General features: G+C 55.3%; 19 protein-coding genes. 12 read left to right on the top strand and 7 right to left on the bottom strand.

Going from position 1 to position 23,305, the window contains the following annotated elements:
- The first annotated feature begins 169 nt into the window (after positions 1 to 169).
- The 5 genes from glgB to glgP all read left to right on the top strand — a co-directional run bounded on the left by glgB (position 170) and on the right by glgP (position 9,604).
- Complete coding sequence (gene glgB, locus LH22_RS00960; RefSeq protein WP_038643708.1) at positions 170 to 2,356, top strand: 1,4-alpha-glucan branching enzyme; 2,187 nt, start codon at positions 170 to 172, stop codon at positions 2,354 to 2,356.
- Positions 2,356 to 4,335 (top strand): glycogen debranching protein GlgX, encoded by a 1,980-nt coding sequence (gene glgX / locus LH22_RS00955; RefSeq protein ID WP_038643706.1) that lies wholly within the window; start codon positions 2,356 to 2,358, stop codon positions 4,333 to 4,335. The genes glgB and glgX overlap by 1 nt, the downstream gene beginning before the upstream one ends.
- Before the next feature lie 10 nt (positions 4,336 to 4,345).
- Entirely contained in the window at positions 4,346 to 5,629 is a 1,284-nt protein-coding gene (gene glgC, locus LH22_RS00950) for a glucose-1-phosphate adenylyltransferase (protein ID WP_038643705.1), read from the top strand.
- A 72-nt stretch (positions 5,630 to 5,701) separates the two neighbouring features.
- Positions 5,702 to 7,135 carry a glycogen synthase GlgA gene (glgA, locus tag LH22_RS00945; RefSeq protein ID WP_038643704.1) on the top strand — a complete coding sequence of 478 codons (1,434 nt, stop codon included), beginning with the start codon at positions 5,702 to 5,704 and terminating at the stop codon, positions 7,133 to 7,135.
- Positions 7,136 to 7,156: 21 nt separating this feature from the next.
- Entirely contained in the window at positions 7,157 to 9,604 is a 2,448-nt protein-coding gene (gene glgP, locus LH22_RS00940; RefSeq protein WP_038643703.1) for a glycogen phosphorylase, read from the top strand.
- A gap of 319 nt (positions 9,605 to 9,923) precedes the next feature.
- Here the strand turns inward: glgP and LH22_RS00935 are convergent, their stop codons facing one another.
- Both LH22_RS00935 and LH22_RS00930 read right to left on the bottom strand, forming a co-directional pair.
- Positions 9,924 to 10,481: a DcrB family lipoprotein gene (locus tag LH22_RS00935; RefSeq protein ID WP_038643702.1), complete on the bottom strand. Its 558-nt coding sequence runs from the start codon at positions 10,479 to 10,481 to the stop codon at positions 9,924 to 9,926.
- A 239-nt stretch (positions 10,482 to 10,720) separates the two neighbouring features.
- Positions 10,721 to 11,386 (bottom strand): 7-cyano-7-deazaguanine/7-aminomethyl-7-deazaguanine transporter, encoded by a 666-nt coding sequence (locus LH22_RS00930; protein WP_038643701.1) that lies wholly within the window; start codon positions 11,384 to 11,386, stop codon positions 10,721 to 10,723.
- A 308-nt stretch (positions 11,387 to 11,694) separates the two neighbouring features.
- Between LH22_RS00930 and tusA the strand changes: the two genes are divergently transcribed.
- Positions 11,695 to 11,943, top strand: coding sequence for a sulfurtransferase TusA (tusA, locus tag LH22_RS00925; protein WP_034827082.1), 249 nt, complete (start codon positions 11,695 to 11,697; stop codon positions 11,941 to 11,943).
- On the opposite strand, the gene LH22_RS00920 is transcribed toward tusA, so the two are convergent.
- Complete coding sequence (locus tag LH22_RS00920) at positions 11,940 to 14,216, bottom strand: zinc/cadmium/mercury/lead-transporting ATPase (protein WP_038643700.1); 2,277 nt, start codon at positions 14,214 to 14,216, stop codon at positions 11,940 to 11,942. The genes tusA and LH22_RS00920 overlap by 4 nt on opposite strands.
- 92 nt (positions 14,217 to 14,308) lie before the next feature.
- Complete coding sequence (locus LH22_RS00915; RefSeq protein WP_038643698.1) at positions 14,309 to 14,938, bottom strand: lysoplasmalogenase; 630 nt, start codon at positions 14,936 to 14,938, stop codon at positions 14,309 to 14,311.
- A 162-nt stretch (positions 14,939 to 15,100) separates the two neighbouring features.
- On the opposite strand from LH22_RS00915, the gene LH22_RS00910 reads away from it, so the two are divergent.
- Positions 15,101 to 15,457, top strand: a complete 357-nt coding sequence (locus LH22_RS00910) for a DUF2500 domain-containing protein (protein WP_038643696.1) — start codon at positions 15,101 to 15,103, stop codon at positions 15,455 to 15,457.
- 27 nt (positions 15,458 to 15,484) lie between these two features.
- On the opposite strand, the gene LH22_RS00905 is transcribed toward LH22_RS00910, so the two are convergent.
- Together LH22_RS00905 and rsmD are read right to left on the bottom strand one after the other, a co-directional pair.
- Complete coding sequence (locus tag LH22_RS00905) at positions 15,485 to 15,754, bottom strand: DUF1145 family protein (RefSeq protein ID WP_034827067.1); 270 nt, start codon at positions 15,752 to 15,754, stop codon at positions 15,485 to 15,487.
- Complete coding sequence (gene rsmD, locus LH22_RS00900; RefSeq protein WP_034827065.1) at positions 15,744 to 16,343, bottom strand: 16S rRNA (guanine(966)-N(2))-methyltransferase; 600 nt, start codon at positions 16,341 to 16,343, stop codon at positions 15,744 to 15,746. The genes LH22_RS00905 and rsmD overlap by 11 nt, the downstream gene beginning before the upstream one ends.
- Before the next feature lie 230 nt (positions 16,344 to 16,573).
- On the opposite strand from rsmD, the gene ftsY reads away from it, so the two are divergent.
- From ftsY to rpoH, 4 genes are all read left to right on the top strand, one after another.
- Positions 16,574 to 18,358, top strand: a complete 1,785-nt coding sequence (ftsY, locus tag LH22_RS00895; protein WP_038643694.1) for a signal recognition particle-docking protein FtsY — start codon at positions 16,574 to 16,576, stop codon at positions 18,356 to 18,358.
- A gap of 5 nt (positions 18,359 to 18,363) precedes the next feature.
- Positions 18,364 to 19,032 (top strand): cell division ATP-binding protein FtsE, encoded by a 669-nt coding sequence (gene ftsE / locus LH22_RS00890; protein WP_038643692.1) that lies wholly within the window; start codon positions 18,364 to 18,366, stop codon positions 19,030 to 19,032.
- Positions 19,022 to 20,008 (top strand): permease-like cell division protein FtsX, encoded by a 987-nt coding sequence (ftsX, locus tag LH22_RS00885; protein WP_038643690.1) that lies wholly within the window; start codon positions 19,022 to 19,024, stop codon positions 20,006 to 20,008. The genes ftsE and ftsX overlap by 11 nt, the downstream gene beginning before the upstream one ends.
- Positions 20,009 to 20,246: 238 nt before the next feature.
- Complete coding sequence (gene rpoH, locus LH22_RS00880; protein ID WP_034827057.1) at positions 20,247 to 21,104, top strand: RNA polymerase sigma factor RpoH; 858 nt, start codon at positions 20,247 to 20,249, stop codon at positions 21,102 to 21,104.
- Between the two features lie 146 nt (positions 21,105 to 21,250).
- Here rpoH and panM read toward each other — a convergent pair whose 3' ends face one another.
- Positions 21,251 to 21,637: an aspartate 1-decarboxylase autocleavage activator PanM gene (gene panM, locus LH22_RS00875; RefSeq protein WP_038643689.1), complete on the bottom strand. Its 387-nt coding sequence runs from the start codon at positions 21,635 to 21,637 to the stop codon at positions 21,251 to 21,253.
- Positions 21,638 to 22,041: 404 nt separating this feature from the next.
- On the opposite strand from panM, the gene LH22_RS00870 reads away from it, so the two are divergent.
- The gene (locus LH22_RS00870) at positions 22,042 to 23,169 is read left to right on the top strand and encodes a branched-chain amino acid ABC transporter substrate-binding protein (RefSeq protein ID WP_038643687.1); all 1,128 of its coding nucleotides are present in this window, start codon (positions 22,042 to 22,044) and stop codon (positions 23,167 to 23,169) included.
- Positions 23,170 to 23,305 lie beyond the last annotated feature (136 nt).

Raw genomic sequence — 23,305 nt, 5'->3', positions numbered from 1 at the left:
TAACTGTTTTTGCTTTCCGAACTGAATGGTTGTTGTACACGGCTAAGATCTTCTCCCATGGACGGTGTCCTCTCTTGCTGGTGTATGTATGGCTCAATGAAAAGCAGCGCACCAGAGGCGGCATTGTTGTCCACTCCGGTCGCCTGCGCGAAATCATAGGAAGAAAGTCATGTCAGAGCTTCCCGATCGCCATGCGATCAATGCCCTTTTTGCCGGGAATTATGCCGATCCCTTCTCATTTCTGGGGATGCACCAAACTGTCGAAGGCCTCGAAGTGCGTGCACTGCTGCCTGATGCCTCCGAAGTCTGGGTGATTGAAACCAACACCGGACGCAAATGCGCGCAGCTTAAATGCCTCGATTCGCGCGGCTTCTTCAGCGGGGTGATCCCCCGTCGTAAAAACCTGTTTCGCTATCAACTGGCGGTCACCTGGCACGGCCAGCAAAACCTGATCGACGATGCCTATCGCTTCGGCCCGCTGCTGGCGGAAATGGACGCCTGGCTGCTGGGCGAGGGCACGCATTTGCGGCCCTACGAAACCCTGGGAGCGCACGGCGTGACCATTGATGGTGTCAGTGGCACGCGATTCTCGGTGTGGGCACCCAATGCACGCCGGGTTTCCGTCGTCGGTGAGTTCAACTTCTGGGACGGTCGCCGCCATCCCATGCGCTTCCGCCGTGAACTGGGTGTCTGGGAACTGTTTGTGCCGGGTGCCGTGAACGGCCAGCTCTACAAATATGAAATCATTGATGCGTCAGGACAGATGCGTATCAAGGCCGATCCCTTTGCCTTTGAAGCGCAGATGCGACCACAAACGGCGTCGATGATTTGTGGCCTGCCGCCAAAAATAGAGATGCAGCCGCAGCGCAAAGCTGCCAATGCCTTTGATCAGCCGATCTCGATTTACGAAGTGCACTTGGGTTCGTGGCGCCGCCACACCGACAACAATTTCTGGCTGAGCTACAAAGAGCTGGCGGAACAGCTCATTCCTTATGTGAAAGAGATGGGCTTCACCCACATTGAGCTGTTGCCGATCAACGAACACCCGTTTGATGGTAGCTGGGGCTATCAGCCTCTTGGCATGTATGCGCCGACGCGTCGCTTCGGCACGCGCGATGAGTTTCGTCACTTTATCGCGGCGGCGCATGATGCGGGCATCAACGTGCTGCTCGACTGGGTGCCAGGCCATTTCCCGAGTGATGACTTCGGGTTGGCGAAATTCGACGGCACCGAACTGTATGAGCACAGCGATCCGCGAGAAGGCTTCCATCAGGACTGGAACACGCTGATCTACAACTTTGGTCGCCGTGAAGTCAGTAATTACCTCTCCGGTAATGCACTTTACTGGATGGAGCGATTCGGCATTGACGGTTTACGTGTGGATGCGGTGGCTTCCATGATCTATCGCGATTACAGCCGCAAAGAGGGCGAGTGGATCCCTAACCACTTTGGCGGGCGTGAAAATCTTGAAGCGATTTCCTTCCTGCGCCACACCAATCGCACGCTAGGTCGTGCGGCACCGGGCACCATCAGCGTGGCGGAAGAGTCCACCGATTATCCAGGCGTGACACGCCCCTCTGAAGATGGCGGTCTCGGCTTCTGGTTCAAATGGAACCTCGGCTGGATGCACGACACGCTCGACTACATGAAGCTCGATCCAGTGCACCGTCGTTATCATCACAATCTGATGACCTTCGGCATGCTCTACAACTACACCGAAAACTTCGTGCTGCCGCTGTCGCACGATGAAGTGGTGCACGGCAAACGTTCGATACTCGATCGCATGCCCGGCGATGCGTGGCAGAAGTTCGCCAACCTGCGTGCTTATTACGGCTGGATGTGGGGCTTCCCGGGCAAAAAGCTGCAGTTTATGGGCAACGAGTTTGCTCAAGGCCGCGAGTGGAATCACGATTCGAGCCTCGACTGGCATCTGCTGGAGGGTGAGGATAACTGGCACAACGGCGTACAGCGTCTGGTGCGCGATCTCAACCACAGTTACAAACACTTCACGCCATTACATCAACTGGATTTCGATGCGCAGGGCTTTGAATGGCTGGTGGTTGATGACCACGAAAACTCGGTGTTTGTGTTTGCACGCCGTGACCGTGAGGGCAATGAAATCATCGTTGCCAGTAACTTCACGCCGGTGACGCGCCACCACTACCGTTTTGGCGTTAATCAGCAGGGGGGCTGGCGTGAAGTGTTGAACACCGATCAACAGGATTATCACGGCAGTGATGTGCGCAATCATGGTGTGGTGCATACCGATGCGATTGAGAGCCACGGTCGTGCGCAATCGATCAGCCTGACTTTGCCGCCGCTGGCCACGATTTGGCTGGTGCGGGAGGGAGACTGATGCTGGAGACCGGGCAACCGACGCCGTTGGGCGCTCATTACGATGGGCGCGGCGTTAACTTTACGCTGTTTTCTCGTCACGCTGAGCAGGTGGAGCTATGCCTGTTTGATGCTCACGGCGTTGAACGGCGCTTTCCGCTGCCCGCTCGCAGTGGGGATATCTGGCACGGCTATTTTCCGGCATTAAAGCCCGGCCAGCGTTATGGCTATCGTGTGTATGGGCCGTGGTCGCCTCAACAAGGGCATCGCTTTAACCCCGCCAAACTGCTGGTGGATCCCTGTGCCAAAGCTGTGGTGGGGGATGTGCCGGACGATCCGCGTTTCAACAGTGGCGATCAGCAGCCAGACAGTCAGGATAACGCCGCGATCGCGCCAAAATCCTTGGTCATCAGTGAAGACTTCGATTGGGAGACGGATAAGCCGCTGCGTACGCCGTGGGGCAAGACCGTGATTTATGAAGCTCACGTGCGCGGCCTAACTCAGCAACATCCGGAAATTCCGGAAAGGCTGCGCGGGACTTATGCGGCACTGGGCCATCCTGCTATGGTGAAGTACTTACAACATCTTGGCATTACCGCGCTGGAGCTGCTGCCGATTGCGCACTTCGCCAGCGAGCCGCGTTTGCTACGACTCGGGCTGAGCAATTACTGGGGTTACAACCCGTTCGCGCTGTGGGCGGTGGATCCTCGCTACGCGTCTGGCGAGCAGGGTTTAACGCCCTTGCAGGAGTTTCAGCAGGCGGTCAAAGCGCTGCATGCGGCGGGTATCGAAGTGATCCTCGATGTGGTGTTCAACCACACCGCCGAACTGGAAGAGATTGGCCCCAATATTTCACTGCGCGGCGTGGATAACGCCAGCTATTACTGGCTCGACGCGCAGGGCGATTATCAAAACTGGACCGGCTGCGGCAACACGCTCAATCTCAGCGATCCGCAGGTGATGGAATGGGCATTAGAAGCGCTGCGCTATTGGGTGCGGGACTGCCATATCGATGGCTTCCGTTTTGACCTTGCCAGCGTGCTAGGCCGTACGCCTGACTATCGCCAGGATGCGCCGTTGTTCACCGCTATTAAAGCCTGTCCGGTACTGTCACAGGTCAAATTGATTGCTGAACCGTGGGATATCGGCCCCGGCGGCTATCAGGTGGGCAATTTTCCCGCAGGATTCGCGGAATGGAACGACCATTTCCGCGATGCCGCGCGCCGTTACTGGCTGCACGGCCAGCTCAATAATGGCGAGTTTGCCCGGCGCTTTGCGGCTTCCAGTGACGTATTCCAGCGTGAAGGGCGCTTACCGCACGCCAGTATCAATCTGATCACCGCGCATGACGGCTTTACGCTGCGTGACGTAGTGAGCTTCAACAACAAACACAATCAGGCCAACGGCGAGGACAATCGTGACGGCAGCAGCAGCAACTTCAGCCATAACCATGGCAAAGAGGGGCTACAGGTCAATTTCGATATTGTCGAACGTCGTCGGCGTAGCGTGCACGCCTTACTCACGACGCTACTGCTGGCGCAAGGTACACCGATGCTGCTGGCCGGGGATGAGCGCGGTCACAGCCAGCACGGTAACAATAACGCTTACTGCCAGGACAACCCGCTTACCTGGTTGCACTGGCATCAGGATGATTTTGGACTGGTCGACTTCACTGCCGCGTTAATCCGGCTGCGTCAGCGTATTCCCGCGTTGACGGCAGACCGCTGGTGGCAGGAGGGCGATGGCAATGTGCAGTGGTTCAATGCCAGCGGCAAACCACTGGGAAATGAGGAGTGGGAACAGGGGGCGCACAGAATGCAGATCCTGCTCTCCAGCCGCTGGTTAATAACAATCAACGCCACGGAATCGGTGAGTGACCTTGCCTTACCAGACGGAGAGTGGCGTGCCATTCCTCCTTTCGCCGGGGAAGATAACCCCATCCTGACAACTGTCTGGCACGGGCCCGCACACGGCGTGTGTGTGTTCCTAAAGCAATCATAAGGAGTCAGACATGGTTAAGTTAGATAGAACAGATCCACTGATGCTGGCGCGCCAGCTCCCTACACAAACGGTGGCCTTGATCCTTGCTGGCGGGCGCGGTACGCGTCTGAAAGATCTCACCGCGAAACGCGCCAAACCTGCCGTTCATTTCGGCGGCAAGTTCCGCATCATCGACTTTGCGCTGTCGAATTGTATCAATTCGGGTATTCGGCGCATTGGCGTGATCACCCAATATCAGTCGCATACATTAACGCAGCACATCCAGCGCGGCTGGTCGTTATTCAACGAAGAGATGAATGAATTTGTTGATTTGCTGCCGGCGCAGCAGCGTGCATCCACCGAGCATTGGTATCGCGGTACTGCCGATGCGGTTTCGCAGAACCTCGACATCATTCGCCGCTATCGCGCGCAATACATCGTGATTCTCGCCGGGGATCATATCTACAAAATGGATTACTCGCGGATGTTGCTCGATCACGCTGAACGCGGCGCGAAGTGCACTATCGCCTGCTTACCCGTGCCGCTCGCCGAAGCCACGGCGTTTGGTGTGATGGCGGTGGATGCGGACAACAACGTGATCGATTTTGTGGAAAAACCGCCGAAACCCCCTTCAATGCCGGGTGATGACTCCAAAGCGCTAGCCAGTATGGGCATCTACGTGTTCGACGCGGATTATCTCTACCAACTGTTGGAAGAGGATTTGCTGATCCCCGAATCGACCCATGATTTCGGCAAAGATCTGCTGCCGAAAATTGTCGCCAGCGGTGAGGCGTATGCGCACTCCTTCACCTTATCGTGCGTGCAGAACGATGAAAACGCCGAGCCTTACTGGCGTGACGTCGGAACGCTGGAAGCCTACTGGCGCGCGAATCTCGATCTGGCCTCGGTCACGCCAGAACTGGATATGTACGACCACGACTGGCCAATCCGTACGCATATGGAACCCTTGCCGCCCGCCAAATTTGTGCAGGATCGCTCGGGCAGCCACGGCATGACGATGAATTCACTGGTTTCCGGCGGCTGCATTATCTCCGGTTCGGTGGTGGTGAATTCGGTGCTGTTTCCACGCGTGCGTATCAACTCGTTTTGCAATATCGACTCATCGGTGCTGTTACCAGATGTGGTGATCAATCGTTCCTGTCGTCTGCGCCGTTGCGTGATCGATCGCGCCTGCGTGATTCCGGAAGGCATGGTGATTGGTGAAAACCCAGATGAAGACAGCCGCCGTTTTTACCGTTCAGAAGAAGGCATCGTTTTGGTGACGCGCGCCATGCTGGCCAAATTGGCTGGCTGACCACGAAAGCTACGAGCAAGACATACAGGCAATCGCCGCGGGGAACGCGCGATAACACAATAGGGGTCCAGGATGCAGGTTTTACATGTCTGTTCAGAACTTTTCCCGCTGTTAAAAACAGGCGGGTTGGCTGATGTTGTCGGCGCATTGCCTCAGGCTCAAATTGCCGGTGGAACGGATGCGCGGGTACTGATTCCCGCGTATCCGGATCTGCGAAAAGGGATTCCTGATACCGAAATCGTGGCGGAGTTACATACTTTTGCTGGGCCGGTCCGTTTATTATTTGGACAATTTAACGGTGTTGGCATTTATTTAATAGATGCGCCGGGATTGTATGAGCGTCCCGGTAGCCCTTATCACGACACATCGCAGTTTGCCTACGTGGATAACTATCTGCGTTTTGCGCTGCTGGGCTGGATGGGCGCCGAGCTGGCCAGCGGGTTGGATACATACTGGCAACCCGATGTGGTGCACGCGCATGACTGGCACGCAGGGCTGACCTGCGCCTATATTGCGGCACGAGGTCGCCCGGCGAAAACGGTGTTTACCGTGCACAACCTGGCGTACCAGGGGTTATTCAATGCGCGTCACCTTGATGAGATTCAGCTACCGCGCGCCTTTTTTGACATGCACGGGTTAGAGTTTTTCGGGCAAATTTCGTATCTCAAGGCGGGATTATTTTATGCCGATCATATTACGGCAGTTAGCCCTACGTATGCTCTGGAAATCACCCGGCCAGAATTTGGTTATGGCATGGAAGCGCTGCTAGAGCAGCGTCTGAAAGAGGGACGGTTAAGTGGCATCCTAAATGGCGTTGACCCTGGTATTTGGGACCCGGCGCACGACCTGCTGCTGACGGCGCGTTACGATCGGGAAACGCTGGAGAGCAAGGCGGAGAACAAGCGCCAATTGCAGATCGCCATGGGCCTGAAGGTGGATGACAAAGTGCCCGTATTTTGTGTCATCAGTCGTTTGACCAAACAGAAAGGGCTGGATCTGGTGCTGGAAGCGTTACCGGGGCTACTGGCGCAAGGCGGCCAGTTGGTGCTGTTGGGCCAGGGCGATGCAGAGTTACAACAAGGTTTCCTCGCTGCGGCGGCGGAACATCCAGGCAGCGTCGGCGTGCAGATCGGTTATCACGAAGCTTTCTCGCACCGTATTGTCGGTGGCGCCGATGTGATTATGGTGCCGAGCCGCTTTGAGCCGTGCGGCTTAACCCAGTTGTACGGTTTGAAATACGGCACATTGCCGTTAGTGCGCCGCACCGGCGGGCTGGCAGATACCGTGCAGGACAGTTCGCTGGAGAACCTCGCTGACGGGGTCGCAAGCGGTTTCAGTTTTGAAGACAGTAACGCCTGGTCGCTGCTCCGCGCGATTCGACGTGCTTTTGTCCTCTGGTCCCGTCCTTCTCTCTGGCGCTACGTTCAGCGGCAGGCGATGGGGATGGATTTTAGTTGGCAGGTGGCCGCACAAGCCTACCGCGATCTTTATCAACGTTTGCTGTAATCAGAGATTGGGATACTGGATATGAATGCACCTTTCACCTATGCCTCACCCACGCTAACGGTTGACGCACTGAAGCACTCAATCGCCTATAAACTGATGTTTACTATTGGTAAAGACCCGTCGATCGCCAATCAGCATGAGTGGCTTAACGCCGCCTTGCTGGCAGTGCGCGATCGTATGGTGGAACGTTGGTTGCGCTCCAGCCGTGCGCAGCTGTCGCAGGATGTGCGTCAGGTTTACTACCTGTCGATGGAGTTCCTGATGGGACGCACGCTGGGCAATGCACTGCTGGCGATGGGCATCTATGACGATCTCAATCAGGCGCTGGACGAGATGGGGCTCGATCTCAGTGAACTGATGGACGAAGAGAACGATCCGGGGCTTGGCAATGGCGGCCTGGGTCGTTTAGCGGCCTGTTTCCTCGACTCGCTCGCCACGCTCGGCTTGCCGGGACGCGGTTATGGCATTCGTTATGACTACGGCATGTTCAAGCAGAACATTGTCGACGGTCAGCAGCGTGAATCTCCGGATTACTGGCTGGAATACGGCAATCCGTGGGAGTTCCAGCGCTTCAATACCCGCTATAAAGTCCGCTTTGGTGGCCGTCTGCAGCATGAAGGCGCGCGCGTACGTTGGCTGGAAACCGAAGAGATTATCGCGGCGGCTTACGATCAAATCATTCCCGGTTTCGACACCGATGCCACCAACACGCTTCGCTTGTGGAGCGCGCAGGCCAGCAATGAGATCAACCTCGGCAAGTTTAACCAGGGTGATTACTTTGCGGCGGTGGAAGATAAAAACCACTCAGAGAACGTATCGCGCGTGCTCTATCCGGATGATTCTACCGATTCTGGTCGTGAACTGCGTTTACGTCAGGAGTATTTCCTCGTCTCCGCCACGGTGCAGGATATTTTGAGTCGCCACTGGCAAATGCATGAAACCTGGGACAACCTGGCGGATAAAATTGCTATCCATCTCAATGACACCCACCCGGTTTTAGCCATCCCTGAATTGATGCGCTTGTTGATCGACGAGCACAAGTTCAGCTGGGATGACGCTTTTGAGGTCACTTGCCAGGTGTTCTCGTACACCAACCACACGTTGATGAGTGAAGCGCTGGAAACCTGGCCGGTGGACATGTTCGGCAAGATTCTGCCGCGCCATCTCAGCATCGTGTTTGAAATCAATGATTACTTCCTGAAAACCATCCAGGAATATTATCCGGACGATTGGGATTTGATGTCGCGCATCTCGATCATCGACGAAAACAACGGCCGTAAGGTGCGCATGGCGTGGCTGGCGGTGGTGGTCAGCCACAAGGTGAATGGCGTTTCAGAGCTGCATTCCAATCTGATGGTGCAGTCGCTGTTTGCTGATTTCGCGCGCTTGTTCCCTGGGCGTTTCTGTAATAAAACCAATGGCGTGACGCCACGTCGCTGGCTGGCGCTGGCCAACCCGGCGCTGTCCGATGTATTGGACGAGACTATTGGTCGCACCTGGCGTACCGATCTCAGTCAGTTGAGTGAACTGACGCCGCACATTGATTATCCGGCCTTCATCGAGCAGATTGCCGATGCCAAGTTCGCCAACAAAAAGCGTCTGGCGGATTGGGTGGCGAAGAATATGGATATCGTGCTGGATCCGCATGCGCTGTTCGATGTGCAGATCAAACGCATTCACGAATACAAACGTCAGTTGCTCAATGTGTTACATGTCATCACGCGCTACAACCGCATCAAAGCTGATCCTACTGCGGATTGGGTGCCACGCGTGAATATCTTTGCCGGTAAAGCGGCATCCGCCTATTACGTGGCGAAGCACATCATTCATTTGATCAACGATGTGGCCAATGTGATCAACAACGATCCCCAGGTGAGGAACAAGCTGAAGGTGGTGTTTATTCCCAACTACAGCGTAAGCCTGGCGCAGATCATTATTCCGGCGGCGGATCTCTCTGAGCAAATTTCTACCGCGGGAACCGAGGCATCGGGTACCAGTAACATGAAATTTGCCCTCAACGGCGCGTTGACCATCGGTACGCTGGATGGTGCGAACGTCGAGATGCGCGAGCATGTTGGTGAGGAGAATATCTTTATCTTCGGCAACACCACGCCGCAGGTCGAGCAGCTGCGCAAGGATGGCTACAACCCGCGTAAATATTATGAGGAAGATGCCGAGCTGCACCTGGCGCTGACGCAAATTGCCAGCGGCGCATTCAGTCCAGGTGAGCCAGGTCGCTATCGCAATCTGTTTGATGCGTTGGTGAATTTCGGCGATCACTACCAGCTGCTGGCCGATTATCGCAGCTATGTCGATGCGCAGGATAAGGTGGATAAGCTCTATCGCCAGCCAGATGAGTGGCAGCGCCGTGCGGCATTGAATATCGCCAATATGGGCTACTTCTCAGCGGACAGAACGATTCAGGAATACGCGGATGAGATCTGGCATATTTCGCCGGTGAGGTTGTAAAGCAAGCAGTCTAAAGGGCGGGGGCTAACGCAGTCTGGTATGGGTTTGCGGCTGGCGTCCTCGCGCCGCTGACGCGGTTCCTTCACTTCATTCGTCAGCCTGGCGGACCGGCGGGGATGGCACATCGTGTGCCGCCCAGCCTTTCGCCCGCGTCCTGCGGGCTCTCCTGGCAGGCTCATTCTGTTCAGCGCTGTGGATTGCCAGCCCCTGAGCTATCCCAGCCTGCTCCTTCGCTTCCCTGCGCGTAGTTAACAATAACTATGATCCCAACATCATTTAAACGCAGCCAACGCATCTGCAGTTCGCAGGATGAAGGGGATTACTTCAGAGTGATGCTCTTCACAATGGCATCGGCATCGCTCTGCGCCTGCTGCTGGTTATCCGCTGGCAGGGTAATTTGCAGGGTCAGCAGTTTGCCATCCACTTTTGCCAGGATCACGGAAGACCATGACGTCTGGTTGTTGGCCGAAATCACGGTATCCAGCTGCTGAGCAGATTGATCTTTCAGCGTCACCGCTTTATTGGAAACCACCTGCAACTGCGGATCGCGACCGCGCTGTTGTTGTTCCAGACGCTGTGACAGGGCATCCAGCGCTTCGTTGGTTGGGTCACCAGCAATCACGATAATGGCGCGCTGACCGGTTTCATCGGCGTACACATGCATATTGGTGGATTCAGAACCGAGCTTGCCGCTCTTATCCGACATGCCCGCAGGCAGAGTGAAGCTCAGCTTGCCGTCCATCAGGTTGACAGTCTGGGCCGACTGGCTGGCGCTGGCACCGTTGCTGCCCGCAGCAGCATCCTCTTTCTTCTGGTCACAGGCCGCGAGACCCAATACCAACAAACCAATACCTGCATATTTCACTAAGTTACGCATTCTTTTCCCTTTTACATGATTCCAGTCGTTCAGGCTTTTAGCCTAAATAATTCAAGCGTCAAAAAGGTCGCCAGCGCGTCTCCCCGGCGCTTACGTGAGTAAGGAAGTGGGAAAACCGCGCGCGGCCAACAGATCAGCCGTTTGAAGTATGACGGCTATCAAAACGGAATCGGCGGTCAAAAGCAACCGCCGGTCTGTCAGGAAATCTTAGCGTGCTGTCGCGTTTCGTCTATGTGCAATTAGCCGAAATTCACCTGGCGTTGAGAAGAGCGTTCAGCCAGACGCTTCAGCAGGCTGTTCAGCAACACACCGTAAGCGGGCAGGAAGAAAATCATGCAGATCAGCACTTTGAAGCTGTAATCCACCATTGCGATCTCCACCCAATGCGCGGCCATGAACGGGTCTGGGCTCTTGTAGAAGGCGATGAAAAAGAAGGCCAGCGTATCGCTGATATTACCGAGGAACATGGCCGCTGCAGGGGCGATCCACCACTGCGGTAAACGACGCAAACGGTTAAAAACGTGGACATCCAGAATTTGGCCCAGCGCATAGGCCATAAAGCTGGCACTGGCGATACGCGCGACAAACAGATTCACCTGTTCCAGCGATGCCCATCCTTGCCATTCGCCCTGATAGAACACGCAGGACACCACGTAAGAGATAAACAGCGCCGGGATCATCACCGCCAGAATAATACGACGGGCTAACGGCGCGCCAAAGATGCGCACGGTGAGATCGGTAGCAAGGAAGATAAACGGAAAGCTAAAGGCACCCCAGGTGGTGTGGAAGCCGAAGATGGAAACCGGCAGCTGTACCAGATAGTTACTGGAAGTGATCACCAGCAAATGGAATAGCGATAGCCAAAACAGCGCATGCATGCGCTGACGTGCAGAGAAATCAATCATGTAAGACCTTTTTAGTAATGGGGTGAGGGAACCCAACAATCCTCTTCATACTTCGCGTTGTTGCGGCGTTGGCTGCGTTCGCGTACCTCAGTCACTGACTTGTGTAAGTTCCTGGGGGATACACGCTCTTGCCGCCTTACTACAGCGAGAATTATTTCGAGGATTGAGCAATGTGGTAAAAAAACGGCGGCGATCTTAGCGCGTTGCGCAATTAATGCAATGGTTAATTTTAACGCAATCGTTATCGCCTTGCGCTGTGCATTTAGCGCGCTAGAATGAGCGCCCATCTTGAATGAAGACAGAGAATCATGAGCGATCCCTTTTCTGCGCCAGACCACAAGCTTGATGCACTTGGCCTGCGCTGCCCAGAGCCGGTGATGATGGTGCGTAAAACCGTGCGCACCATGCAGGCGGGCGAAACCTTACTGATCATTGCCGACGATCCGGCCACCACGCGTGATATTCCCGGTTTTTGCCGCTTTATGGAACATCAGTTGCTGGCACAGCAGACGGAAACGTTGCCGTACCAGTATTTGATTCAGAAAGGCACGGCTTAACGCTGTCGCAGTAATCGCAACGCGTTGGCTGTGACCAGCGCTGTCGCACCTGAATCGGCCAGCACCGCCAGCCACAAACCGGTGAAACCGAGCAGTGTGGTGATCAGGAAAATGCCTTTCAGCCCCAGCGCTATCGCGATGTTTTGACGGATAATGGCACGCGTGCGACGGGCCAGCGCCACGGTACGCGGCAGAATCGCCAGGCGGTTTTGCGTCAGCGCGGCGTCGGCGGCTTCCAGCGCGACATCGGTGCCGCTGCCCATGGCAATGCCGAGGGTGGCGGCTTTCATCGCCGGAGCGTCGTTAATACCATCGCCCACCATAGCCAGCGGCTGCTGCTGCTCCAGTTTGCGCACCATCTCCACTTTATCGGCAGGCAACAAGCCGGCGCGATAATCGATGTTGAGTTGCGCCGCCATCGCCGCTGCCGCACGGGGGTTATCGCCAGTCAGCATCAGGCTATTAATGCCCAGCGCGTGCAACTGTGCCAGCGCCGTGACGGCTTCCTCGCGTAGCTGATCCTGCAACGCCAGGGTGCCGAGCACCGTCTCATCCTGCAACAGCACCACAACGGTTTTACCTTGCGCTTCCCGTTGCGCGATCGCCTGTTGCTGGTCGACGGTGAGCGTGGAGATATCGCGCGGTGCCAGCAGCTGAAACGTCACGTCATCAATCTGCGCACGGATACCGCTGCCAGCCAGCGTTTGCTGCTGCCGGGCGCGCGGTAGCTTGAGCTGGCGCTTTTCTGCCTCGCGCACGATGGCGATCGCCAATGGATGGCTGGAACCTTGCTCCACGGCAGCTGCCATCCGCAACATCTCGTGTTCATCCATCGCACTGAAGGAATCGACCTCGGTCACCTGCGGTTTACCTAGGGTGAGGGTGCCGGTTTTATCGAATGCGATGCTCTGGATACGGCTAAGACGTTCCAGCGCGGCTCCGCCTTTGATCAGGGCGCCCTGACGCGCTGCCGCTGCCAAGCCAGAGGTGATCGCTGCGGGAGTTGAAATCACCAGCGCACAAGGGCAGCCAATCAACAGCAGCGTCAGGCCCTTATAAATCCACGGCAACCACGCGGCCCCAACTAACAGCGGCGGCAGCACCATCACTAACAGCGCCAGCAGCATAATGGCAGGCGTATAAATGCGGCTGAAGCGATCAATAAAACGCTCAACCGGCGCACGGTGGCTTTCAGCTTCTTCGATAAGCTGCAGGATGCGGTCAATCGCGCTCTGGCCAGGTTGGGAGATCACTTTCAGCGTGACCAGACGATCGACGCTGGTGGCGCCAGCCATCACCGTTTCGCCTGGCTGACGGGCAACCGGCACGGATTCGCCTGTCAGCGCACTTTCATCAAAACTGGCGCTCTGGTTCAGCAGCTCGCCATCGGCCGGCAAACGACCGCCAGCCGCGACTTCAATCGTATCGCCAGGGTGCAAGTCAGCCAGCGCCACCTGCTCGCGCTGCGTGCCTGTCAAACGCGTAGCGGTATCGGGGCGCAGTGCCATTAACGCCGTCACACCGCGACGTGCGCGAGAAGCTGCAAATGACTCCAGCCGTTCGCCCAGCTGGAACAGCAGCAGCACCATGGCGGCTTCGGCATGTGCGCCAATCACCAACGCACCAGTGGCAGCAAGGGTCATCAGGGTTTCGATACTGAAGGGTGAACCGCCTCGCAGCAGTTTCCACGCGCTGAATGCAATCGGAGCCAGGCCGATCAGCGTGGTCATCACAAACAGGCGATCGCCCCATACCGAAGAAACCTGGCTCAGCAGCCAACTGGCAAGCATCAGCAGCGCCAGTAACAGCAAACCGGCATTTTCCTGCCAGCGGCGTTGCGGTGCGGGCTGAGATTGCGGATCGTTTGCGGTCAGGGTAAAGCCGACATTTTTTACCGCTTGTTCGATGGCCGGGCGGATATCCTGGTCGGCATCCACTAGCAGTTTTTCACTGGCAAAAATCACGCGAGCAGTGCGTACTTCTGCCAGCTGTTGCACGGCACTTTCAATTTTTCGCGCGCAGCTGGGGCAGTCCATTCCAGCAATCTGCCAGCGGAATTGATGGGCGCTGAGCGTGGGCCTGTCGCTTTCGGCGTCGCTTTCGCCACCGGGACTGCCGCTCTCGTTGTCGCAGCAACCGCAACCACTTTCTGGTGTGGCGGGAAGGGCGGCTGAGATTTTCAGCGTCGTGGGTGAAACGCTGCGAATGGCGCACAGCGGCTGGGTTTTGCTGTGGGATTTTCCACAACGGCATGAATGAGAATGGGCGTGCATAGAGCCTCCGGGATCAATGCGGGCCACTGCCCGCATCCCGAATGCTACACTCTGGAGTCAACTCCAGAGTCAAGCGAAAGGTCATCTTTTCTTCAATACAGCCACAGTGAACGCACAATCATAAAGTGGCCGGCGAAGTAGCAAGCGGCAACAATAGCGCTATCGGCACTGAAACGGCGGCGATAATGGGTGATAAACCAGACAATGTTGCCTAACAGCAGCAATCCGGCGCCAACCAATAGTGAGAAGCTGTAATCCGTCGGGCGGAAGAAGTAATTCTCTGCCGCCATCCAGTTCATCACCAGCGTCATCCCAATGAGGGTACAGATCGGCCAGCGCAAATCCTCCAGCTTCGACCAGATAATGCCAATCACCACCACCCCAATCACCAGCAGCGTGACCGGAATCGGCCAGAAGAAACTCATGGTCATGTGGGCAGCAAAGCTGATGGTGTAGAGCAGATGTGACAAGAAGAATGCGCCCAGTGCATAGAGCATTTGCTGGCGAGGCAGTAACGTCAATGCATCACCGACCAGAGTGGCAACCAGGCCCGCCAGAATCAGATAGTCGGTGGTATTCAGTGTGGGTGCTTGCCATGCCCAGGCGACCAGCAACAGCAAGGTAACGGGTTTGAACAGCCAGCGTTGCCACTGCGGGCCGCGGTATGAAGCATCAACGTACAGCCAACCGGAAAAAAGTACGGCAAGGAAAGACCAAAGCATGTTTTCTCCCTTTTCTGAACGTGCTGTTCAGAGTCATGAATTTTCCCAAAATCGCGATCTCAGTGTAAGTTACCGGCGACGAATGTGACAATCGGTCAACTCTGGTTGTATGCTTTGTCGTCTTTAACTGTTCCGACACTAACGCAAAGTGCGAGAGAAAACATGAGCAAACCACCGCTAATCTTTTTCATCGTTCTGGCGATTATTGCCGTATTGGCGACCCGTCAGTTTATTAAGCAACGCCGTGAAACCGCGGTAAATGATGCTTCACCGATTCGCTCACTGAGCGTTGAAGTGAAAACCAAACGTGAGTTCCCTTCGCCCAATCGCCGTACGCGCCAGCGTGAAGAGATTGTGGCTGAAGATATGAAGTACGAAGCCTGGTTTCATCCACTCAATGGGGCGAGTGATATCAAGGTGGTGGTGAGCGCTAATGACTATCATCATATTGATAAAGGCGCGAGGGGAGAGTTGAAAATGCAGGGTAGCCGCTTTGTCAGTTTCACGCCTGCGCAATAAAACGGGCCGCTGCTGCGGCCCGTATCGTTACATCTTCGGGTAATGCTTCTTCTGCCATGCCAGCAGTTCAAACACACCAAAAAAGAAAATCTTCGCCTGCGTGACGCCACTGAGTTTTGGCGCCTCTTTCGGCTGGGTAGCGCGCAGCAGAACCAGCTGCAAGCCGTGCATGATCACCATGAAGAACAGTGCCACATGCACAAAGTAGCGCAGCGGTGTCGGGAAAGGATGCACCAGATTGAGCAGCAGAAATGCCCAGACGCAAATCATCAGTAATCGTCCCAGATTAAGCCACATCGTGCGTCTCCTGTTGGCGTTGATAAAGGCGATAAGCCACCTGACCGGCAATTTTTTCGCGGTACAAGTCCCAGTTAGCGGGAGCCACTGGCGTGCCGTGCTCCACTTCACTTTCGACGTAAATCAGCGCGTTCTCCGCCAGCCAGCCGTTGTTTTCCAACAGCGTCAGCGTCTCCAGCAGTAACCCTTTGCGGAATGGTGGATCAACAAACACCACATCGAACGGCTCTCCGGGTTGGCTCAACCACTGAAGAGTATTGGTCTGCACGACTTTGCCTTGCGTCGCACGCAGGGTTTGCAGATTCTGCGACAGCTGTTGGGCGACGGAACGTTCCATCTCAAGCAGCGTAGCAGACGCCGCATAGCGTGACAGTGCTTCCAGCCCGAGCGCACCGCTACCGGCGAAGCAATCAAGACAACGCGCTTCCTGAATATCCGGCGCCAACCAGTTAAACAGGGTTTCACGCACGCGATCGGTGGTCGGGCGCAGACCCGCGCTATCCGGCACCGGTAATTTGCGACCGCGCCACTGTCCGCCAATGATACGAATCTGGCCAGCAGCGCCGCTGCTGCGGGGGGATTTACTCATTTTGCTCACAACTCGTCATAATTTGTTGCGTAGTTTAACGGGCGTGGCAGGCAGAAGAAACGTAAAAAAGGGTGCTGTGGTGCGCTGGCTGGAAAGTGTTAGACTACTGAGTTGATATGGCGCGCGTAATTGCCTGATTTTTACGCCGCTCGCGAACAAAAAATTGAATTTTTTATCCCCTGGGAACAGCGTGCTACCGGGAATAAGCCATCGAGGAGTGTGGTTACACAATGGCAAAAGAGAAAAAACGTGGCTTTTTTTCCTGGCTAGGCTTTGGCAAAGAAGAAGAGAAGCAGCAGCCTGCGGAAGAGCAGCAACCGGCCGAAGCGGCGCAACAGCCGATCGCTGAAGAGAGCGCGTTAGTAAGCGCCGAAGCGCAGGCGGAAGAGACGGTTGCCGTCACTGAGCACGTAGCCGAAGAACAACGGGCACAGCCGGAAGCGGTGGTGTCCGAGCCGATCACGGCAATTGAAGAGGAAGTGCTGCCGGAAGAGGAAGTCCATTCGGATGTGGCACCTGGCGAAGAGGAGCCTCAGGCAGAAGAACTGATTGTTGAAGCGCCTGCTGCGCAGCATGAGCCAGAGATCGAAGAAGCGGTCGTTGAGCCAGTGAGTGCGCAGCATGAGCCAGAGATCGAAGCAGCGGCCGTTGAGCCCGTCATTGCGCAGCGCGAGCCAGAGATCGAAGAAGCGGTCGTTGAGCCAGTGATTGCGCAGCATGAGCCAGAGATCGAAGAAGCGGTCGTTGAGCCAGTGATTGCGCAGCATGAGCCAGAGATCGAAGACGCGGTCGTTGAGCCCGTCATTGCGCAGCATGAGCCAGAGATCGAAGACGCGGTCGTTGAGCCAGTCATTGCGCAGCACGAGCCAGAGATCGAAGCAGCGCCTGCTGAACCCGTGATTGCGCAGCACGAGCCAGAGTTCGAAGACGCAGCCGTTGAATCTGAAGATGACGCGTTGAGCGACGAAGAGCTTGAAGCATTGGCGTTGGCCGAAACCTATGCAGAAGACGCTGAAGCCGAAGCGCAGGATACCGTCAGCGATTTACCGCTGGCCGCTGCGCCGCTGGTCACGCAAGAACAGGATCGTCCGACCAAAGAGGGCTTCTTTGCTCGCCTCAAGCGCAGTCTGGTCAAAACCCGAGAAAACCTCGGTTCTGGTTTTGTTAGCCTGTTCCGCGGCAAAAAAATCGATGATGACCTGTTTGAAGAGCTGGAAGAGCAGCTGCTGATTGCTGATGTGGGTGTAGAGACCACGCGCCGCATCATCACCAATCTGACGCAGCAGGCTAACCGCAAGCAGTTGCGTGATGCTGAAGCACTTTACGGCCTGCTGAAAAGTGAAATGGCCGGCATTCTGGAAAAGGTTGATCAGCCACTGGATGTGGGCGGCAAGGCGCCATTTGTTATCCTGATGGTGGGCGTCAACGGCGTGGGTAAAACCACCACTATCGGTAAGCTGGCGCGTCAATATCAGGCGCAGGGCAAATCAGTGATGTTGGCGGCGGGTGATACCTTCCGTGCAGCAGCCGTGGAGCAGCTTCAGGTCTGGGGTCAGCGTAACAACATTCCGGTGGTGGCTCAGCATACGGGTGCTGACTCGGCTTCCGTTATCTTCGACGCCATCCAGGCCGCGAAGTCGCGCAACGTCGATGTATTGATTGCAGATACCGCTGGTCGCCTGCAGAACAAAGCCCATCTGATGGAAGAGCTGAAAAAAATCACCCGCGTGATGAAAAAGTTGGATGAGGATGCACCGCATGAGGTGATGTTGACCCTCGATGCCAGCACCGGGCAAAACGCCGTTAGCCAGGCCAAACTGTTCCATGAAGCGGTGGGACTGACAGGCATCACGCTGACCAAGCTCGACGGCACCGCCAAAGGTGGTGTGATCTTCTCGGTTGCCGATCAGTTTGGCATTCCGATTCGCTATATCGGTGTCGGGGAAGGCATCGAGGATTTACGGCCGTTTAAGGCCGCAGACTTTATTGAGGCACTGTTTGCCCGAGAGGAATGATTGGGATGATTCGCTTTGAAGAGGTCAGTAAAGCATACCTGGGAGGACGTCAGGCGCTGCAGGGAGTGGATTTCCATCTGCGCCCCGGCGAAATGGCATTCCTGACCGGCCACTCCGGCGCAGGGAAAAGTACCTTGCTGAAGCTGATTTGTGGCATTGAGCGCCCGAGCGCCGGGCAAATCTGGTTTAGCGGCCACGATATTTCACGCCTGCGTCGCAGCGAAGTGCCTTTCCTGCGACGTCAGATCGGGATGATTTTCCAGGATCACCACTTGCTGATGGATCGTTCGGTCTATGACAACGTGGCGATTCCGCTGATCATTTCCGGCGCCAGCGGTGAAGATATTCGTCGCCGTGTATCGGCAGCGTTGGACAAAGTCGGCTTGCTCGACAAAGCGAAGAGTTATCCGATCCAGCTTTCTGGTGGTGAACAGCAACGTGTGGGCATTGCCCGCGCGGTGGTGAACAAACCTGCGGTGCTGCTGGCGGACGAACCCACCGGTAACCTGGATGATGCCCTGTCAGAAGACATTCTACGTCTGTTTGAAGAGTTCAACCGCGTCGGTGTGACCGTCTTGATGGCGACGCACGACACCGGTTTGATTGCCCGCCGCGATTACCGCTTGATGACGCTGAATCAGGGACGCCTGCACGGAGGCCATGATGGTCAATAAACGCAATAAGCGCCCGGCGGCGCCAAAGGCGACGAAACAGCCTTCAAAAAGTAAGGCGTTGAAAGGCGGCTGGCAGGAGCAGTGGCGCTATGCGCTGCGCGGCACGCTGTCGGATATGTGGCGTCAGCCGCTGGCTACGCTGCTGACCGTGATGGTGATTGCCATCTCGCTGACGCTGCCCAGCGTCTGCTATATGGTGTGGAAAAACGTCAGCCAGGCGGCGACGCAGTGGTATCCTGCACCGCAGTTGACGGTATATCTGGATAAAGCGCTGGATGATACGGCTGCTGAGAATGTCGCTGCTGAGCTGAAAAAGTTAGATGGCGTGGATAACGTTAACTATCTGACCCGTGAAGAAGCGCTGAATGAGTTCCGCAACTGGTCTGGTTTTGGCGGTTCAATGGATATGCTGGAGCAAAACCCGTTGCCCGCCGTGGCTATCATCACGCCGAAACTCAATTTCCAGAATTCGGACACCATGGCTAACCTGCGCGATCGCGTGTCGAAAGTGCAGGGCGTGGATGAAGTGCGCATGGATGACAGCTGGTTTGCCCGATTAGCCGCGTTGACCGGGCTGGTGGGGCAAATCGCTTCGATGATTGGTCTTCTGATGGTGGTGGCGGTGTTCCTGGTGATCGGCAATAGCGTACGCCTGAGCATCTTTGCCCGTCGTGATACCATCAATGTGCAAAAGCTGATTGGTGCCACCGATGGCTTTATCCTGCGTCCGTTCCTGTATGGTGGCGCACTGTTAGGTTTCAGTGGCGCAGTACTTTCACTGCTACTTTCCGAGGTGCTGGTATTGCGCCTACAATCGGTGGTGGCGCAGGTGGCGACGGTGTTTGGTACCACCTTTGTTCTGGAAGGTTTTTCCTGGGATGAAGGGCTGCTTCTGCTGCTCATCGCCGCCATTATTGGCTGGATTGCCGCGTGGTTAGCGACTGTACAACATTTACGCCGATTTACGCCGCAGTAACCAACAGCAACGTTTTTTGATATAATCTTCCTCTGCTGCGACGATCTGGGAGCAGAGGATTTTTCCTATTTCCCCCGCCGTCATCTGTGTGTAAAATATTCACTGCTATAATTGAACTTGTGGATAACTTTATCGTCCAAGTAGCACAGATTGCTTTTGGTTTTTTCGCGACGTTGACATAATGTTACGTCTGCGCAAAACACCGTGCAGCAAGTCCATTGAATTTGTGAGGGTTTGAATGACCAAAGAAATGCAAACTTTAGCGATTGCGCCTCTGGGTAACCTGGAATCTTATGTCCGGGCTGCCAACAACTGGCCGGTATTGACGGCAGAAGAGGAGAAGGCATTAGCGGAGAAACTGCATTACCAGGGCGATCTGGATGCAGCGAAGACGCTGATCCTGTCTCACCTGCGCTTTGTTGTTCATATTGCTCGTAACTACTCCGGTTACGGCCTGCCACAGGCGGACCTGATTCAGGAAGGTAACATCGGCCTGATGAAGGCGGTACGTCGCTTCAACCCTGAAGTTGGCGTGCGTCTGGTGTCATTTGCCGTGCACTGGATTAAAGCGGAAATTCACGAATACGTGTTGCGTAACTGGCGTATCGTGAAAGTCGCGACCACGAAAGCTCAGCGCAAGCTGTTCTTTAATCTGCGTAAAAGCAAACAGCGTCTTGGTTGGTTCAACCAGGACGAAGTGGAGATGGTTGCGCGCGAGTTAGGCGTGAGCAGCAAAGATGTCCTCGAGATGGAATCTCGTATGGCCGCGCAGGATATGACTTTCGACATGTCTTCGGATGACGAAGCTGGTGAAGGTAAGCCGATGGCACCGGTACTCTATCTGCAGGATAAAACCTCAGACTTTGCCGACGGCATTGAAGAGGATAACTGGGATGCGCACGCTGCTGACAAGCTGAGCGATGCCATGCTGAGCCTCGATGAGCGCAGCCAGCACATCATCCGCGCCCGTTGGCTGGATGATGAGAACAAAACCACGCTGCAGGAGTTGGCCGACAAATATGGCGTCTCTGCAGAGCGAGTGCGTCAGCTGGAAAAGAACGCCATGAAGAAACTGCGTATGGCGATTGAAGCCTGATATCCATTAGGTGCAAAACGGGGCGACTTTACAGTCGCCCTTTTTATTGCCCGAGATCTGTAGCGCCGCAATTTATTGCGCATCTGCCAGCCATGGTGCCGCTTCAGGTCTGCGCGATTAATCGCGCCGCTACGTGTCCGGAATAATTAGCGCACCCAGCCATCGGCCTGCGCGCGAAAACCACAGGCCTGCATAAACGCCGCGCGGATATTCTGATCGGCTTCGCCGTCATCGGCTATCCACCAATCCGACAGTGCGCTGTTCTGCGCCATGGTCTCTTCCAGCAAATATTGTCCAACACCACGGCGGCGCGTCACTTCGCGCACAGTGAGGTGCGAAATCTTCCCCTGCGTGCCACAAATCTCCAGCTGTAACCCTCCCAGCAAGCGATCGTTAAACCTCGCCGCATACAAGCGCTGCGTCTCGCTTAATACAGCTTCAAGTTGCGAAATATCGATCTGCGGCCAGACTTTAGCTAAATCCAACCGATCCTGCGGCGTGAGTGCGGTGATTCGCTGAATAGTGAGCTTCATTACCCTTACCTGTACTGCCAGAAAGGCCATAGTGTAGCGAATTTAGACAGTCAGCGTGCTGTCACTTTTTTGCGATGAAAATAGGTCAAATGCCAGCCAGTTTGCCAGGATTGTGGAGGAAGTCATCAATGTTAGCTGAAAAAGCCAGCATAACGCGCTGGGATATTGGATAAAAACCGGCCATAACAACCAGATGATTCTGCTGTTCAACGCGACTAATACTGAATATGTCAGTTGATTTACAGAAGAAAGTTCCTGTTTAATAACCTGAAAAATAAAGCCTTATTACCAATAAATGCCAGAAAAGAGTGCTAACTCATTATTCTTGAATCAGTTTTCCTCTTTGATTGGCAGAAAATAAACCAAACACAACGACACACGACACAACAGATGGGGAAGTTCGCATGAAAATGAGTAAAGGACGCGCATTACTGGCGGGTTGCGTTGCGCTGGCGCTGAGCCACGCAGCACTGGCGAAAGATATCAAGATTGCCATCGTTGGCGCAGCAACCGGTCCGGTTGCTCAATACGGTGATATGCAGTTTACCGGTGCAGCGCAAGCCATTAAGGACATCAACGCCAAAGGTGGCGTGAACGGTGACAAACTGGTTGGCGTGGAATATGACGACGCCTGTGACCCGAAACAAGCGGTTGCAGTGGCCAACAAAGTGGTTAACGACGGCATCAAGTATGTGATCGGCCACCTGTGCTCCTCTTCTACTCAGCCTGCTTCCGACATCTATAACGATGAAGGCATTCTGATGATCACCCCAGCGGCAACCGCACCAGAGCTGACCGCTCGTGGCTATGCGGATGTGCTGCGTACTACCGGTCTGGATTCCGATCAGGGCCCAACTGCTGCGACCTATATCCTCGACCAGATCAAACCAAAACGTATCGCTGTGGTGCATGACAAGCAGCAGTACGGTCAGGGACTGGCAGAATCGGTGCAGAAAACATTGAAAGCCAAAGGCGGCAATGTGGTGCTGTTCGAAGGTATCACCGCGGGCGACAAAGATTTCTCTACACTGATTGCGCGTCTGAAGAAAGAAAACGTCGATTTCGTCTACTACGGTGGCTACTACCCAGAGCTGGGCCAGATTCTGCGTCAGGCAAAAGCAGCCGGTCTGACTGCTGGCTTCATGGGTCCAGAAGGTGTGGGCAACGCCTCACTGTCTAACATCGCCGGTGATGCATCTGAAGGCCTGTATGTCACCTTGCCGAAACGTTATGACCAGTTGCCAGAGAACAAGGCGATTGTTGAAGCCATCAAAGCCAATACCGCGTCTAACCGTAAAGATCCAACCGGTCCGTTCGTCTGGACCACCTATGCGGCCATTCAGTCGCTGGTGGCCGGTATCGAACGTAGCAAGAGCGCTGAGCCAGATGCCATTGCTAAAAACCTGAAAGAGGGCGCAGCGGTTCCAACGGTGATGGGCAACCTGAACTGGGATCAGAAAGGCGACCTGAAGGGCTTCGAATTTGGTGTCTTCAAATGGCACAAAGACGGTTCTTCTACCGCTGTTAAGTAATACCCAACCTTAAATAGATTGGCCCTCTCTTTTGCCGGAGAGGGCTGGGAGAGGGACAGCGCGTACCGTCTTGATGAGATCCCGCGCGCCTGTTCCCTCACCCTAACCCTCTGCCAAAAGGGAGAGGGGATTTTTA

It is taken from the genome of Pantoea rwandensis (assembly GCF_000759475.1).
GTDB lineage: Bacteria > Pseudomonadota > Gammaproteobacteria > Enterobacterales > Enterobacteriaceae > Pantoea > Pantoea rwandensis_B.
The sequence above is the reverse complement of the archived record's forward strand: the minus strand, read 5'-3'. Positions and strand labels throughout refer to the sequence as shown.